Source organism: Xanthobacter pseudotagetidis (assembly GCF_043194795.2).
Lineage (GTDB): Bacteria > Pseudomonadota > Alphaproteobacteria > Rhizobiales > Xanthobacteraceae > Xanthobacter > Xanthobacter tagetidis_A.
In genome coordinates this window covers 958,808-974,355 of sequence record NZ_CM195534.1, presented here as the reverse complement: position 1 = coordinate 974,355, position 15,548 = coordinate 958,808, and the positions used below count along the sequence as shown (strand labels likewise).

The following is a 15,548-nucleotide window of genomic DNA, read 5'->3' as shown; positions in this document are numbered from 1 at the left end:
CCCCGCGCCGGCATCCCGGCGCGGCGGATCAGTCCCGCTCCACCGCCACCACGCGGCCCTTGTCCACGGCCAGGGCCAGGCGCCCGGCCTTGAGCGCCAGCGCCCGCTCGCCGAACAGCTCGCGGCGCCAGCCCTTCATGGCCGGCACGTCGGCCGCGTCGTCGACGGCGATCCGCTCCAGGTCGTCGGTGGTGGCGATCACCTTGGCGGCGACCGCGTTCTGCTCGGCGGTCATGCGCAGCAGCACCTTGAGCAGCTCCACCGTGGCGCTGGCGCCGCTGGGCAGCGGCTTGTCGCGCTCGATGCGCGGCAGGGTCTTGGGATCGCGGGCGACGCCCTTCCGCACCGCCTCGATCACCGCCTCGCCGAAGCGCGAGCGCTCGAAGCCCTTGGGCAGCGAGCGCAGCTCGGCCAGCCTCTCGGGCGTCTGCGGCGCCTGGACCGCGATCTCGGCGATCACCTCGTCCTTGACGATGCGCCCGCGCGGCATGTCGCGGGTCTGGGCCTCGCGCTCGCGCCAGGCCGCCACCTCCACCAGGACCGCCAGCTCGCGCGGCTTGCGCACGCGCGACTTCAGGCGCTCCCAGGCGGCGTCTGGGCTCTGCTCGTAGGTGGCCGGCGAGGTCAGGATGCGCATCTCCTCCCCCACCCACTCGCCGCGCCCGCGCGCGTCGAGGTCGGCGGTGAGCTTCAGGAAGATGTCGCGCAGGTGCGTCACGTCCGCCACCGCATAGGTCAGCTGGGCCTGGCTCAGCGGCCGGCGCGACCAGTCGGTGAAGCGCGACGACTTGTCGATGGCATGCCCGGTGACGCGCTGCACCAGCTGGTCGTAGGACACGCTGTCGCCATATCCCAGCACCATCGCCGCCACCTGGGTGTCGAACACCGGATGGGGAATGAGCCGCGCCTGGTGCCAGATGATCTCGATGTCCTGCCGGCCGGCATGGAACACCTTCATCACCGTATGGTCAGCCATGAGGCGATAGAAGGGGGCGAGGTCGAGCCCCTCGGCGAGGGCGTCGATGATGATGGCTTCCTCGGGCGAAGCCACCTGCACGACGCAGAGCTTCGGCCAGAAGGTGGTCTCCCGCAGGAATTCCGTATCGACGGTGACGAAGGGATGGCGGGCCAGACGCTCACAGGCCGATGCCAGCGCCTCGGTGGAGGTGATCGGATCCATTGGTCGACCATACCCACCGGCGCCGTCCGCGGAAAGGGAATGTGGCGCGATTTTGTCAGAAACGTACGGAATAGCTTAGGGGTAAGTCATGCGTTGGACGCATGGCACGCCAGACTGCGGCCTTTTTGGCAAACAGGTGCCCCTTTATCCTTCGACGATGGACCTGCGAGCTTGCCATGGCTGATTCTGAGCGCTTCGCCGCGATCAAGAGATACATTCGCGCCTATACGGCTGAGCACAGTTCAACCCGTGAAAGCGCGCGCCGAGCCCTGATCTCCGAAGGCATCTATACGAAGGAGGGGGCCTTGCGACCGGAGTTTGGCGGGCCCAAGCCCGCCCGGCCGGCCAGCGCATCAAAAGCTGCTGCCAAGCCGGCGGCGGCCTCGAAGGGCGGCAAGGCTGCGGCCAAGCCTGCTGTTGCCAAGCCTGCTGTTGCCAAGACTGCGGTTGCCAAGACCGCTGCAGCCAAACCGGCAGCCAAGTCTCCCGCGAAGGCCCCTCTCGCGAAAGCCAAGGGGAAGTCCGTCGCTTGAGCCGCCTCGCGACCTCGTTCGTCCTGGGCTGTCACGGCTGCGAAGCCAAAACCGCAACGCAGCTCGTTTCAGGGCAATCCGATATTCGCGTGAGCGACAAAAATTTCGACTGGCTCGGACCGGTGTCGTCGGCGCCGTGATCGACTTGCGCAACTGCCTCGATCTTGTTGCATCCGAAAGCCTCGATCTGCTGCTTGACGCTCACGAATCCTTTCTTGAGCTGCGCACCAAATCCGGCCTGGCCATACCCGAGAACAAAGGCGCGCCCGGGGATCTAAACGAAGATCGCGTCCTTCGTTTCCTCGGCTGCGCCGTCATCCAGCACCTGCATGCCATGATGGCGGATGCCAAAGACCTCGGAGACCCGTTCGACACCGTGCGGGAGATGTTCACCGAGGGCGGCAAGCTTTATCCCGGCGCCGGCGTCTACCGGCGATCCCACGTCCAGATCGCCGTGCTGAACACCAGCTGCATTCTCGGCTTCTTCCGCCCGCGCCCCTATCCGAGCCTCTGACCGGGCTGCGAACGGCTCTTCCGCCGCCCGCGCGCTTGACAAGCCCCAAGGCGCATGCACCTTCGCCCCGCCTCAGACGCGGTCGTCCGCGCCGCGGCGCGCCGGGCCTCCCAGGCGGCGCCCGGTGCGGAACGCGGCCTCTCGCGGCAGTCCGGCCACAGGCGGCCGGCCGGCGCCGAGGCCGGGTCGAAGGACCCCGCAGACCGACCATTCAGCCTTTGAAAGGGCACGCCATGCACCGCTACCGCTCCCACACCTGCGGCGCGCTCACCCTCGCCGAGGTCGACCAGAGCGTGCGCCTGTCCGGCTGGTGCCACCGCATCCGCGACCATGGCGGCGTGCTGTTCATCGACCTGCGCGACCATTACGGCCTCACCCAGGTGGTGGTGGACCCGGACAGCCCGGCCTTCGCCGCCGCCGAGAAGGCGCGCGCGGAATGGGTGATCCGCATCGACGGCAAGGTGCGCCAGCGCCCCGAGGGCACCGAGAACCCCGACCTCGCCACCGGCGCGGTGGAGGTCTACGCCGCCGAGCTCGAAGTGCTGGGCGCCGCCGCCGAGCTGCCGCTGCCCGTGTTCGGCGACGTGGAGTATCCCGAGGAGACGCGCCTGAAGTACCGCTTCCTCGATCTGCGCCGCGAGAAGCTGCACAAGAACATCATGACCCGCATGGCGATCATCGACGCCATGCGCGCCCGCATGAAGGGCCAGGGCTTCTTCGAGTTCCAGACGCCGATCCTCACCGCCTCCTCGCCGGAGGGCGCGCGCGACTTCCTGGTGCCCTCGCGCCTGCATCCCGGCAAGTTCTACGCCCTGCCGCAGGCGCCGCAGCAGTACAAGCAGCTGATCATGATGAGCGGCTTCGACCGCTACTTCCAGATCGCCCCCTGCTTCCGCGACGAGGACCCGCGCGCCGACCGCCTGCCGGGCGAGTTCTACCAGCTCGACCTGGAGATGAGCTTCGTCGAGCAGGAGGACGTGTTCCAGGCGGTGGAGCCGGTCATCACCGGCGTGTTCGAGGACTTCGCGGGCGGCAAGCCCGTCACCAGGAACTGGCCGCGCATCCCCTATGCCGAGGCGCTGCGCAAGTACGGCACCGACAAGCCGGACCTGCGCAACCCGCTCGTCATGCAGGCCGTGTCCGACCATTTCCGCGGCTCGGGCTTCAAGGTGTTCGCGCGCCTGCTGGAGGTTCCGAAGAACGAGGTGTGGGCCATCCCCGCCCCTGGCGGCGGCTCAAGAGCCTTCTGCGACCGCATGAACTCATGGGCCCAGGGCGAGGGCCAGCCGGGCCTCGGCTACATCATGTGGCGTGAGGGCGGCGATGGCGCAGGTCCCCTTGCCAACAATATCGGCCCCGAGCGCACCGAGGCCATCCGCGCGCAGCTCGGCCTCAAGGCCGGGGACGCCGCCTTCTTCGTCGCCGGCGACCCGGACAAGTTCGTGAAGTTCGCCGGCCTTGCCCGCACCAAAGTGGGCGAGGAGCTGAACCTCGTCGACCACGACCGCTTCGAGCTGGCCTGGATCGTCGACTTCCCCTTCTACGAATATTCGGAGGAGGAGAAGAAGGTGGACTTCTCCCACAATCCCTTCTCCATGCCGCAGGGCGGGCTTGAGGCGCTCACCACGCAGGACCCGCTCACCATCAAGGCGTTCCAGTACGACATCGCCTGCAACGGCTACGAGATCGCCTCGGGCGGCATCCGCAACCATCGCCCCGAGGCCATGGTGAAGGCGTTCGAGCTCGCAGGCTATGACGAGGCGACCGTGGTGGAGCGCTTCGGCGGCATGTACCGCGCGTTCCAGTACGGCGCGCCGCCCCATGGCGGCATGGCGGCGGGCGTGGACCGCATCGTCATGCTGCTCTGCGGGGTGACGAACCTGCGCGAGATCTCGCTCTTCCCCATGAACCAGCAGGCCCTCGATCTGCTCATGGGCGCCCCCAGCGAGGCGAGCCCGAAGCAATTGCGCGAGCTCAACATCCGCCCGGTGGCGCCGACCAAGTGAATTCGGGCAAATGATTGAATTCGGGCAAATGATGTAGAGTGCCGCAGGGAGGAAGCCGGCCGCGCCCGATGCGCCGGCCCCCCGGAGGAAGCCCCATGCGGTACGCCTGCCAGTTGCTCGTGGTCGCGGCCCTGCTCATTCCCGCCGCGGCCTCGGCCCAGAACGCGCCGGCCGCCCTGCCGCCGCCTGGGGCGGTGGCCCGCGCGGTGGTGGACCTCTCGCTCTCGCCCGGATTCGAGAGCCGCTTCAACCGGATGATCGGCGAGGCGGTGGCGAAGCTCCCGGCCGACAGGCAGGTTGCGGCACGCGCCGACCTCCAGAAGGCCGCCGCGAGCGCCCGCGAGGAGATTCTCGCCGCCATCGCCGCCCACTACGCCACCGCCTTCACCCCGGCCGAGCTGAACGACCTCCTCGCCTTCTTCAAGAGCCCGCTGGGCACGAAGCTGGTCGAGGTGCAGGAGATCAAGTCGCCGGAGGTCAATGCCGCCATCCAGCAGCAGATCGTGAAGCTGGTGGTGCAGATGAGCGCCCTGACGCGCTGAGAGCGCCGGAAGCGGGTGCCGCGCAGGGTTGCGCGCGCCCTGCCGTTGCGGCACTGTCCCGCCGCGATCCGATGCGCCGGGTGCGGGTCCCGTGCGGGGCGGGAGCCATCCGGCCGGCGCGGGAATCGCCGCCGTGCCGCCCCTTGTCCCAAGGCCCCTTGTCCCAAGGCGGCGCCGCGCCCTCCGGAAGAAGGAAATCCCCGTGATCCGAGCTTTCGCGCCGATCCTCGCCGCAGGACTGATCCTCATCGCCCAGCCTGCGCGGGCCGACGACATCTCAGACGCCATCGCCGAGGCGCAGAAGGCCTATGCCGCCGGCGATTTCTCCGGCGCCAAGCAGTCGCTGGACGTCGCCTCCCAGCTCCTGGCCCAGCGCAGCGCCGACGGGCTCGCCAAGTTCCTGCCGCCGACGCCTCCCGGCTGGACCGCGGGCGACACCGAGACCGACGCCGCGGCGGCGGCCATGTTCGGCGGCGGGCTGATCGCGCGGCGCGAATACTCCAAGGGCGCGTCGAGCGTGACGGTGCAGATCATCACCCAGTCGCCGATCATCGCCCAGATGGGCGCCATGTTCTCCAGCGCGCAGATGCTGGGGGCCATGGGCAAGGTGTTCCGCCACCAGGGCCGCACCGCGGTGCTCACCAGGGAAGGCACGATCCAGCTCATGTCCGGCGGCACGCTGGTGATGATCGAGGGCTCGGGCAGCGAGGCCGACAAGCGCGCCTTCCTCAATGCCATCGACCTCGCCGCCATCGAGAAGGCCGGCGGCTGACCGTCGCCCGGCTGATCGTCCGGCCGGAAACGGGACGGCGCCCGGAGCGGCTCGCCGCGGGCGCCGTCTTGGCTCTCGATGGCCGCGCGCTCTACTTCGCGCGCTCCAGGATCGACACGTAGTTGGCGACCGCCGCGCCGCCCATGTTGAACACGCCGGCGACCTTGGCGCCCTCGATCTGCATGTCGCCCGCCTCGCCCATGAGCTGCATGGCGCAGAGCACGTGCATGGAGACGCCGGTGGCGCCGATGGGGTGGCCCTTGGACTTCAGCCCGCCCGAGGGGTTCACCGGCAGCTTGCCGTCCTTCTGGGTCAGCCCCTCGCGCACCACCTTGTAGCCCTCGCCGGGCTTGGCGAGGCCCATGGCCTCGTACTCGATCAGCTCGGCGATGGTGAAGCAGTCGTGGGTTTCCACCAGGTCCAGGTCGTCGAGGCTGAGGCCGGCGTCCGCCAGCCCCTTCGCCCAGGCCATGCGCGCGCCCTCGAAGGCGATGGGGTCGCGGCGCGACAACGGCAGGATGTCGTTGGCCTGCGCGCGGGCGCGGAACGCCACCGCGCGGGCAAGGCCCTCGGCCACGTCCGCGGAGGCGATCACCAGCGCCGCCGCCCCGTCCGAGACCAGCGAGCAGTCGGTGCGGCGCAGCGGGCCGGCCACGTAGGGGTTCTTCTCGGAGATGGTGTTGCAGAACTCGAAGCCGAAGTCCTTGCGCATCTGCGCATAAGGGTTCGCCACGCCGTTCCTGTGGTTCTTGGCGGCGATGCGCGCCAGCTCCTCGGAGCGGTCGCCGTAGCGCTGGAAGTAGGCCTGGGCGATGCGGCCGAACAGGCCGGCGAAGCCCGCCTCGATGTCCGCCTCCTCCTTGCGGTAGGAGGCGTTCAGCAGGATGTCGCCGACCTCGGCGGTGGGCTTGGCGGTCATCTTCTCGGCGCCCACCACGAGGGCGACGCGCCCGCGCCCCGCCTCCACGTAGTTCAGCGCCGAATGGATGGCGGCCGAGCCGGTGGCGCAGGCGTTCTCCAGCCGCATGGCCGGAACGTGCGCCAGCTCGGGGATGGAGAGCGCCGGCATGGCGCCCTGGAAGTCCTGCTTCTGGAAGCCGGCGTTGAACACGCCCACATGGATGGAATCCACGTCCGCGGGGGCGAGCCCCGCATGCTCGATGGCGGCGCCGGCGACCCGGCTCATGAGCGCCTCGGTGTCGGCGTCCTCGAGCTTTCCGAACGGCGAGTGGGCCCAGCCCACGATGGCGGCCTTGGCGTCCATGACGCGTCTCCCTGAGGGTCTCGATGTCGCCCCAGCGCTAGCGCAGTTCCGCCGGCCTGTCCAACGCCGCGGCGGCCGGCCTCAGCTCAGGCCGGCGATGGTGCCGTCCGGGGTGACGAAGATGTCGTGGGCGGCCGGCTTCGAGGGCAGGCCCGGCATGGTCATGATGTCGCCGGCGAGCGCCACCACGAAGCCCGCCCCGGCCGACAGGCGCACCTCGCGCACCGGCAGCACGTGGTCCACCGGCGCGTTGCGCAACGAGGGGTCGGCGGAGAAGGAATACTGCGTCTTCGCCATGCACACCGGCAGCGCGCCGAAGCCCTGCGCCTCGAACTCGGCGAGCTTGGCCCGCGCGGCGGGCGCGAACTCCACCCGCGCCGCGCGGTAGATCTCCCGCGCCACGGTCTCGATCTTGACGGCGAGCGGCGCCTCATCGGGATAGAGGAAGCGGAACGGCGCCGGTGTCCCGGAAAGCGCCTCCACCTCCCGCGCCAGACCCTCGGCGCCGGCGCCGCCGTCGGCCCAGTGCGAGCAGTCGTGGACGTTGACGCCGAGCGGCGCCAGAGCCTCGCGCACCGCCGCGCGCTCGGCCTCGGTGTCGGAGGTGAAGCGGTTGAGCGCCACCACCACCGGCAGGCCGAACTTGCGCAGGTTCTCCACGTGGCGCTTGAGGTTGCCGGCGCCGAGCGCCACCGCCTCCGGGTTCGGCGCCGACAATTCCTTGAGCGGCACGCCGCCGTGCATCTTCAGCGCCCGCACGGTGGCCACCACCACGGCGGCGGCCGGAGCGAGCCCCGCCTGCCGGCACTTGATGTCGAGGAACTTCTCCGCTCCGAGGTCGGCGCCGAAGCCGGCCTCCGTCACCACGAAATCGGCGAGCGCCAGCGCGCTCCTGGTGGCGATCACCGAGTTGCAGCCGTGGGCGATGTTGGCGAACGGACCGCCATGCACCAAAGCCGGCGTGCCCTCCATGGTCTGGACGATGTTGGGCTGGAAGGCGTCGCGCAGCAGCGCCACCATGGAGCCGACCCCTTCCAGCTGCTCGGCGCGGATCAGCCGGCGCGCGCGGGTCTGCGCCACCACCATGCGCGAGAGGCGCGCCTCCAGGTCCGAAAGGCTCTCGGCGAGGCAGAAGATGGCCATCACCTCGCTCGCCACGGTGATGTCGAAGCCGTCCTCGCGCGGGAAGCCGTTGGCCGGGCCGCCGAGGCCGACCGTGATGTGCCGCAGCGCCCGGTCGTTGAGGTCCATGACGCGCCGCCAGGCGATGCGCCTCGTGTCGATCTCCAGCGCGTTGCCCCAGTAGACGTGATTGTCGATCAGCGCCGAGAGCAGGTTGTGCGCGGACGAGATGGCGTGCAGGTCGCCGGTGAAGTGCAGGTTGATGTCCTGCATGGGGATGATCTGGGCGTGACCGCCGCCGGTGGCGCCGCCCTTGGCGCCGAACACCGGCCCGAGCGAAGGCTCGCGCAGGCAGACGGCGGCCTTCCTGCCGAGCCGCGCCAGCGCGTCGCCGAGGCCGATGGTGGTGGTGGTCTTGCCCTCCCCCGCCGGCGTCGGGCTGATGGCGGTGACGAGGATCAGCCGGCCGCGCGGCCGGTTCGCAAGCGAGCCGACGAAGTCGAGCCCCAGCTTGCCCTTGTGCGGGCCGTAGCGGTAGAGCGCCTGCGGCGGGATCGCCAGCTTGCCCGCCACCTCCTCGATCGGCAGCGGGGTGACGCGGGCGGCGATGGCGGCGTCCGAGTTGGGATCGATCGGGCGGGCGGTTCTCTGATGCATGCGGCAGGACCTTCTGGCGCGGAATCCTAGACGTGCGCGGAACGGGACGGCGCCCCGTGTCCCGGGCTCTGACGTGTCCTCGGCTCTGGCGTATCCTGAATTCTGGGGTGTCTTGAATTCTTGGGTGTCTCGGGCTCCGGGAAGCGCAACGAGCTGTCGTCTTTTGAAACATCGTGATTGCCGGAACCGTCATGCCCCGGCTTGTCCGGGGCATCCACCCGGCGGCTTGCTCCACGCGCCGGCAAGCGGACGCAGACCCTGCCGTGAGGTGGATCCCCCGGACAAGCCGGGGGATGACGGTACGGTCGACGTGCCGGATCGCCATCGAAAGACTGCGGACTGAACACAGACCCTAGAGCGCGATCCGATCAGCCTGCAACGCAAGCTGATCGGCGCGTGCTCTAGGATGCACTCCGGGGCGCGACGAGCGCAATCGGCGCCGCGCCGTTATCCCGCGTGCCGAGGGCGGCCGGCGCCGCCGGCCTCACATGTTGGGATAGTTCGGCCCGCCGCCGCCTTCCGGGGCGGTCCAGGTGATGTTCTGGTTGGGGTCCTTGATGTCGCACGTCTTGCAGTGCACGCAGTTCTGCGCGTTGATCTGGAAGCGCGGACCGGTGTCCTCCTCCACCCACTCATAGACCCCCGCCGGGCAGTAGCGGTTGGAGGGGCCGGCGAACACGTCGTGCTCGGACGCCTTCTGCAGCGCCATGTCCTTCACCACGAGATGCACCTGCTGGTCCTCCTCGTGGTTGGTGTTGGAGATGAACACCGAGGACAGCTTGTCGAAGGTCAGGACGCCGTCCGGCTTGGGATAGGCGATCGGCTTGAAGCGCGAGGCGGGCTTCAGCGAGGCCGCGTCGGTCTTGCCGTGCCCCAGCGTGCCGAACAGCGAGGCGCCGAACAGCGTGTTGGTCCACATGTCGAGCGCGCCGAGCGGAATGCCGATGAAGGTGCCGAAGCGCGACCACAGCGGCTTCACGTTGCGCACCCGCTTCAGGTCCTTGCCCACCGCCGAGCCGCGCCAGGCCTCCTCGTAGCTTGAAAGCTCGTCCGCGCCGCGGCCCGCCTCCAGCGCCTCCACCAGGTGCTCCGCGGCGAGCATGCCGGAGAGCACCGCATTGTGGCTGCCCTTGATGCGCGGCACGTTCACGAAGCCGGCCGCGCAGCCCACCAGCATGCCGCCCGGGAAGGTGAGGCGCGGCACGCTCTGGAAGCCGCCCTCGGTGATGGCGCGCGCGCCGTAGGAGATGCGCTTGCCGCCCTCGAACGTGTCGCGGAAGAAGGGGTGGGTCTTGAAGCGCTGGAACTCGTCGAAGGGCGAGAGATACGGGTTCTCGTAGTTGAGGTGGATCACGTAGCCCACCGCCACCTGCTCGTCCTCCATGTGGTAGAGGAAGGCGCCGCCGCCGGTCTTGCCGTCGAGCGGCCAGCCGAAGGCATGCTGCACCAGGCCCGGCTTGTGCTTCTCCGGCTTGACCTTCCACAGCTCCTTGAGGCCGATGCCGAACTTGGGCGGCTGCGCATCGCGGTCGAGGTCGAACTTCGCGATCAGCTGCTTGGTGAGATGGCCGCGCGCGCCCTCGGCGAACACGGTGTAGCGCCCGCGCAGCTCCATGCCGCGGGTGAACTCCGCCTTCGGCTCGCCGGCCCTGTTCACGCCCATGTCGCCGGTGGCGATGCCCTTCACCACGCCGTTGTCGTCATAGAGGATCTCGTCGGCGGCAAATCCCGGATAGATCTCGACCCCCAGCGCCTCGGCCTTCTGCGCCAGGAAGCGGCAGACGTTGCCCAGCGAGCCGATATAGTTGCCGTGGTTGTCCATCAGCGGCGGCATGGCGAAGTTGGGCAGGCGGATGCCGCCGGCCGGGCCGAGGAAATAGAAGCGGTCGTCGGTCACCTGGACCGAGAGCGGGGCATCCGCCTCCTGGCGCCAGCCGGGCAGGAGCGCGTCGAGGCCCACGGGATCGATCACGGCGCCGGAGAGGATGTGGGCGCCCACCTCCGAGCCCTTCTCCACCACCACCACGGCGAGGTCGGAACCGCGCTCGGCCGCGAGCTGTTTGAGACGGATGGCGGTGGCAAGGCCCGCCGGCCCCGCGCCCACCACCACCACGTCGTAATCCATGCCCTCGCGTTCCGGCAGCTCCGCCTCGCTCATCCCTCAAGCCCCTATATGTCATCTCGCATTCCCTGGAGTTCTTCCACGGTTGCGGCGCGAAAACAATTCGGCAGTTCACGGGGATGGCGCATCGGGCGGTCCGGCGCCATCCATGCTAGAGAAGGCGCGGACCCCAACCGCCGCGGAACCCCATGGCCGAGCGATCGCACGAGGACTGGCACGACATCCTTGCTTTCCATCTGGAAGCAGGCGTCGACGTCGCCCTGGGCGAGGCGCCGGTGGACCGGTTCGCCGAGAGCGCCGCGGAGGCCGCGCGCCTCGCCGCGCGGCGGGCGGAGGCCGAGGCCGCAGCGCCGGATGCCGGCCGCCGCGCGGCTCCAGGCCCCGGCGGCGAGGGCGGCCGCGCCGCGCCCCGCCCGGCGGCCGCGCGCGCGGCCACCCCTCATCCGGCCGCGTCCCAGATGGCCCCCCAGATGGCCCCCCATGCGCCGGACGCCGCCGCCATGGCCGCGCGCGAGGCGGCGCGCGAGGCCGGCAGCCTGGAGGCGCTGCGCGCCATCATGGAGGCGTTCGACGGCTGCGCGCTGAAGAAGACCGCGAGCCGCCTCGTGTTCGCCGACGGCAACCCGCAAGCCAAGGTCATGTTCGTGGGCGAGGCGCCGGGCCGCGACGAGGACGAGCAGGGCCTGCCGTTCGTCGGCCGCTCGGGCCGGCTCCTGGACCTGATGCTCGGCGCCATCGGCCTCGACCGGACGCGCGCCTACATCGCCAACGTCATCCCCTGGCGGCCGCCCGGCAACCGCACGCCGACGCCGCAGGAGACCTCGATCTGCCTGCCCTTCATCACCCGGCAGATCGAGCTCGCGGACCCGGACGTCCTGGTGTGCCTCGGCGGCCCCTCGGCCCAGGCGCTGCTCGCCACCACCGAGGGCATCACCCGCCTGCGCGGCCGGGTGGTGGACTATGACACCGGGACGCGGACCATAAAGGCCATCGCCACCTTCCACCCCGCCTACCTGCTGCGCACCCCCGCCGGCAAGCGCCTCGCCTGGCGCGACATGCTGGCCGTCGAGGCCCTGCTGGCGGGCGGGAAGGGTTGACGGCCGGTCCGCGCGGGGGCGTGGGCGCGCCGGCGGGGGCTCGGGCCGCGCACCCTTTCGCTCAGGCGCGATGATCCATACAATCTTGGCGAATATCCGGCCTCGATTCCGCTTCTTCGCGGAGCCCGGCGGGCCGGCCCGTTGCGCCGGACGGCGGGACCGGGATCGCGGCAGTCCCGCCGGGACGAGCGGGGCCCGGACCGCGGGAGTCCCGCCGGGACGACGGGGTCGGGACGACGAAGTCCCGCCGGGACCAGCGGGGTCGGGACGGGGGCGGCGGACGACATGGGCGGGACGCTACGGTCCCGCGGGACGTGGCGGTCGCGGCGGCGTCGGGACAACGCGGGGAAACCTACGCTAAACCAATGGGTTGCAGGAAAGGACGGGTTGATGCGGGCGACTGGGGACGACGAGGCGGAAACGGGACGGACCGGGCGGTCCGTCCCGCCATGGCTGCCGGCCCTCGACGCCGCCGGCGGACCGCTCTATCTGCAGATCGTCGGCGCCATCGAGGCCGGGCTCGCCGCCGGCGCGCTGCGGCCGGGCGACCGCCTGCCGCCCCAGCGCAGCCTCGCCAAGGCGCTCGGGGTCGACCTCACCACCGTCACCCGCGCCTATGCGGAGGCGCGCCAGCGCCATCTGCTGGAGGGCGTGACCGGGCGCGGCTCCTTCGTCTCCGCCGCCGGCGACCGCTCGGGTCCGCCGGTGGACCTCAGCATGAACATCCCGCCGCCGCCGGCCGGCCTGCGCCTCGCCGACCTGCTCGCCGACGGCCTCGCCGAGGTGATCCGCCGCTCCAGCGCCGACCGGCTGATGTCCTACCATGCCGGCCCGGGCTCGCTGGCGGAGCGGGCCGCCGCCGCGGCCTGGCTCGCCCCGGCCTTCGGCGTGCTCGATCCCGATCGCATCGTCATCGCGCCCGGCGCCCAGGCGGGCCTCGCGGCGCTGCTCACCAGCCTCGCGCGGCCGGGCGACACGGTGCTCGCCGAGGCGCTCACCTATCCCGGCCTGCGCAACGCGGCGGCGCAGCTCGGCCTGGCGCTGGCGGGCGTGGCCGGCGACGGCGAGGGCATGGACCCGGACGCCCTCGACGCGGCCTGCCGGCGCCTGAGGCCGAAGGCGCTCTATCTGGTGCCGACCATCGCCAACCCCACCGCGCGCACCCTCTCGAAGGCCCGCCGGCGGGCGCTGGCGGACACCGCCGCCGCCCATGGCGTGCCGGTGATCGAGGACGACCCCTACTGGCCCCTCGCGGGCGACGCCCCGCCGCCGCTGGCGATGCTGCGGCCGGAGGGAAGCTGGCACCTCGCCACCCTGTCGAAGGCGCTGTCGCCGGGCCTGCGCACCGCCTTCGCGGTGGCGCCCTCGGCCGCGGCGGCGCGGCGCCTCGCGCGGGCGCTCCGGGCGCTCAACCAGATGCCGGCGCCGCTGATGAGCGCGCTCGTCACCGCCTGGATCCGGGACGGCTCCGCCGCGGCGCTCCTGGCCGGCGTGCGCAAGGAGGCGGCGGCGCGGCAGGCGGTGGCGCGGCGCCTGCTGCCCGCGGGCGCCGCGGCCCACCCGTTCGGCCTCCATGTCTGGCTGCCTTTGCCGGAAGGATGGGACCGGCTGCGGCTGGTGGAGACGGCGCGGCGTGCCGGCCTCGGGGTCGCGCCGGCGGACGCCTTCCACGTGAGCGGGCCGGTGCCGGACGCGGTGCGCCTCTCCCTCGGCAGCCTGCCGGACAAGGCCCGCCTCGCCCAGGCGCTGGAGCAGCTGACGCAGATCCTCGGCGGCGCGGCGCCGCCCTACGACCTCGTGTAGGCTCGCCACAACTTATTGATGAACAAGCGCTTTCGGCGACCCGCGCAGGGCTCTACTCCGCCGCGCCCGGCGCCGGGCCGGCCAGGCGGCCCTCCTCGGCCTTGTAGAAATACTGGCTCGCCACCAGCCATCCCTTCAGCGGCCGCAAGGGCGGGATGCAGGTCAGGAGCAGGAACGGCAGGGTGGTGACGAGGTGCACCCAATAGGGAGCGCCATAGGCCACCTCCAGCCAGATGGCGAAGATGGTGGAGGGCAGGCAGCCGAAGGTGATGACGAAGAAGGCCGGGCCGTCGGCCGGGTCGGCGAAGCCGTAGTCGAGCCCGCACACCTCGCAGCGCGGGGCGAGCTTCAGGAAGCCCTGGAAGAGGTGCCCCTCGCCGCAGCGCGGGCAGCGCCCGCGCACGCCGGTCTTCAGGGGTGACAGCGGTGGCCAAGGACCCGACTTCATCTCATCACCCTTCCCGCCCGACCCGCGCCCCGGATGCGGGACGACATCCCAAATCCCGCCCCGAATCCCGCGCGGTCCGCGCATGGTCAGGCGCAAATTCCCGGCCGAATCCCGCCCGACGTCCGGGACGGTCCTGCGATGGCCGCGGCCGCGCCTTCCGGCTTTCCATATCGCCCGCAGGACCAGGACCAGGACCAGGACCAGGACCAGGACCAGGACCAGGACCAGGACCAGGACCAGGACCAGGACCAGGACCAGGACCAGGACCAGGACCAGGACCAGGACCAGGACCAGGACCAGGACCAGGACCAGGACCAGGACCAGGACCAGGACCAGGACCCCAGCCGACCTTCAACACATACAATTTATATTATTGTATGCATTCACGCACTGCGACATATGGCCGGGGTGTCGGCGGGCGCCGCGCGGTGTGCTTCAATCCGCGCGGATCGCGCCTCCTGGCTGCGCCGCGTGCCCCGGGGCGGCGGCCCGGCTGCGCGGCAGGGAGCCTCGTGCATGCCGACCGGCCTTTCCCTCACGCTCGCCGCGCTCGCCGCTTTCGCCATTGCCGGCGCCATGGCGGCGCGGCGTTTCCGCGCCGCCATGGACGCGGCACGGGAAGCGGTCGCGCGCGGCAGCCGCGTCGCCCGCCTGCCCGGCGGGCCGGTGGAATATGCCGACGCCGGGGCCGGCCCGGCGCTGCTGTCCATCCACGGCGCCGGCGGCGGCTTCGACCAGGGGCTGGCGATCGCCGGCCAGCTGGTGGGCGGCGGCGTCCGCGTGGTCGCCCCGTCCCGCTTCGGCTACCTGCGCACCCCGGTGCCGCAGGTACATGACGCCGATGCGCAGGCGGATGCCCACGCCGCGCTGCTCGACCATCTCGGCATCGCCCGCGCGACCGTGCTCGGCCTCTCGGCGGGGGCGCGCTCCGCCGTCGCGCTCGCCCTGCGCCATCCGCACAGGGTGTCGGCGCTGATCCTCGCGGTTCCCGCGCTCCATGCGCCCGAAAGCCCGGTGGCGGTGGACCCGACAGGGGGCAGCCGCCTCGCCTTCGCGGTGGTGAAGGCGGGTGGCGATGCCGTCTGGTGGGCGCTGAACCGCCTCGCGCCCCGCCTGGTGGTGCGGTTCGTCGGCGTGCCGCCGGACTTGCTGGCGGCGGCGGACGCGGAGGAGCGGGCGCGCATCGCCGCCACCATCGCCGCGATCGCGCCGCTCTCGGCCCGCGCCGACGGCATCCGCATCGACAGCGCCCATATGCCGGAAGACCTGCCGCTGGCGCGCGTCGCCGCGCCGACGCTGGTCATCACGGCGCGCGACGACCATTTCAACACGCTTCCTGCCGCATCGCGGGCGGCGGCGGGCATCGGCGGGGCGCGGCTGCTGGTGTTCGAGACCGGCGGACACCTGCTGGTGGGGCGCACGGCGCAGGCGCGCGCGGCCACGCGCGGCTTCCTCGCGGAGCACGGTGTTCTGGATGCGGAGGGCTGA

Annotated in this window: 14 protein-coding genes; 9 read left to right on the top strand and 5 right to left on the bottom strand. The window is 71.2% G+C overall.

Going from position 1 to position 15,548, the window contains the following annotated elements; genetic code table 11:
• Window positions 1–28 precede the first annotated feature (28 nt).
• Window positions 29–1,180, bottom strand: a complete 1,152-nt coding sequence (gene rnd, locus V5F67_RS04475; RefSeq protein WP_394018790.1) for a ribonuclease D — start codon at window positions 1,178–1,180, stop codon at window positions 29–31.
• 176 nt (window positions 1,181–1,356) lie between these two features.
• Between rnd and V5F67_RS04470 the strand changes: the two genes are divergently transcribed.
• The 6 genes from V5F67_RS04470 to V5F67_RS04445 all read left to right on the top strand — a co-directional run bounded on the left by V5F67_RS04470 (window position 1,357) and on the right by V5F67_RS04445 (window position 5,547).
• Window positions 1,357–1,713, top strand: coding sequence for a hypothetical protein (locus V5F67_RS04470; protein ID WP_394018792.1), 357 nt, complete (start codon window positions 1,357–1,359; stop codon window positions 1,711–1,713).
• Complete coding sequence (locus V5F67_RS04465; RefSeq protein WP_394018794.1) at window positions 1,710–1,853, top strand: hypothetical protein; 144 nt, start codon at window positions 1,710–1,712, stop codon at window positions 1,851–1,853. The genes V5F67_RS04470 and V5F67_RS04465 overlap by 4 nt, the downstream gene beginning before the upstream one ends.
• Window positions 1,850–2,227 (top strand): hypothetical protein, encoded by a 378-nt coding sequence (locus V5F67_RS04460; RefSeq protein ID WP_394018796.1) that lies wholly within the window; start codon window positions 1,850–1,852, stop codon window positions 2,225–2,227. The genes V5F67_RS04465 and V5F67_RS04460 overlap by 4 nt, the downstream gene beginning before the upstream one ends.
• Before the next feature lie 233 nt (window positions 2,228–2,460).
• The gene (gene aspS / locus V5F67_RS04455; protein WP_394018798.1) at window positions 2,461–4,233 is read left to right on the top strand and encodes an aspartate--tRNA ligase; all 1,773 of its coding nucleotides are present in this window, start codon (window positions 2,461–2,463) and stop codon (window positions 4,231–4,233) included.
• 95 nt (window positions 4,234–4,328) lie between these two features.
• Window positions 4,329–4,775, top strand: a complete 447-nt coding sequence (locus V5F67_RS04450) for a DUF2059 domain-containing protein (RefSeq protein WP_394018800.1) — start codon at window positions 4,329–4,331, stop codon at window positions 4,773–4,775.
• A 202-nt stretch (window positions 4,776–4,977) separates the two neighbouring features.
• Window positions 4,978–5,547 carry a hypothetical protein gene (locus V5F67_RS04445; RefSeq protein ID WP_394018802.1) on the top strand — a complete coding sequence of 190 codons (570 nt, stop codon included), beginning with the start codon at window positions 4,978–4,980 and terminating at the stop codon, window positions 5,545–5,547.
• Between the two features lie 91 nt (window positions 5,548–5,638).
• Here the strand turns inward: V5F67_RS04445 and V5F67_RS04440 are convergent, their stop codons facing one another.
• The 3 genes from V5F67_RS04440 to V5F67_RS04430 form a co-directional block, all read right to left on the bottom strand.
• On the bottom strand, window positions 5,639–6,811 hold the full coding sequence (locus V5F67_RS04440) for an acetyl-CoA acetyltransferase (RefSeq protein WP_394018804.1): 1,173 nt from the start codon (window positions 6,809–6,811) through the stop codon (window positions 5,639–5,641).
• Window positions 6,812–6,892: 81 nt separating this feature from the next.
• Entirely contained in the window at window positions 6,893–8,590 is a 1,698-nt protein-coding gene (locus tag V5F67_RS04435; protein ID WP_394018806.1) for a formate--tetrahydrofolate ligase, read from the bottom strand.
• A 484-nt stretch (window positions 8,591–9,074) separates the two neighbouring features.
• Window positions 9,075–10,748: an electron transfer flavoprotein-ubiquinone oxidoreductase gene (locus V5F67_RS04430; protein WP_394018808.1), complete on the bottom strand. Its 1,674-nt coding sequence runs from the start codon at window positions 10,746–10,748 to the stop codon at window positions 9,075–9,077.
• Window positions 10,749–10,900: 152 nt separating this feature from the next.
• Between V5F67_RS04430 and V5F67_RS04425 the strand changes: the two genes are divergently transcribed.
• Both V5F67_RS04425 and V5F67_RS04420 read left to right on the top strand, forming a co-directional pair.
• Window positions 10,901–11,809 (top strand): uracil-DNA glycosylase family protein, encoded by a 909-nt coding sequence (locus tag V5F67_RS04425; protein WP_509210610.1) that lies wholly within the window; start codon window positions 10,901–10,903, stop codon window positions 11,807–11,809.
• A 390-nt stretch (window positions 11,810–12,199) separates the two neighbouring features.
• A complete protein-coding gene (locus V5F67_RS04420) occupies window positions 12,200–13,612 on the top strand; it encodes an aminotransferase class I/II-fold pyridoxal phosphate-dependent enzyme (protein ID WP_509210609.1) in 1,413 nt (470 codons plus the stop codon).
• A 52-nt stretch (window positions 13,613–13,664) separates the two neighbouring features.
• Here V5F67_RS04420 and V5F67_RS04415 read toward each other — a convergent pair whose 3' ends face one another.
• The gene (locus tag V5F67_RS04415; protein ID WP_509210608.1) at window positions 13,665–14,060 is read right to left on the bottom strand and encodes a DUF983 domain-containing protein; all 396 of its coding nucleotides are present in this window, start codon (window positions 14,058–14,060) and stop codon (window positions 13,665–13,667) included.
• A 138-nt stretch (window positions 14,061–14,198) separates the two neighbouring features.
• Here V5F67_RS04415 and V5F67_RS04410 point away from each other — a divergent pair, with 138 nt between their 5' ends.
• Window positions 14,199–15,548: an alpha/beta fold hydrolase gene (locus tag V5F67_RS04410; RefSeq protein WP_509210607.1), complete on the top strand. Its 1,350-nt coding sequence runs from the start codon at window positions 14,199–14,201 to the stop codon at window positions 15,546–15,548.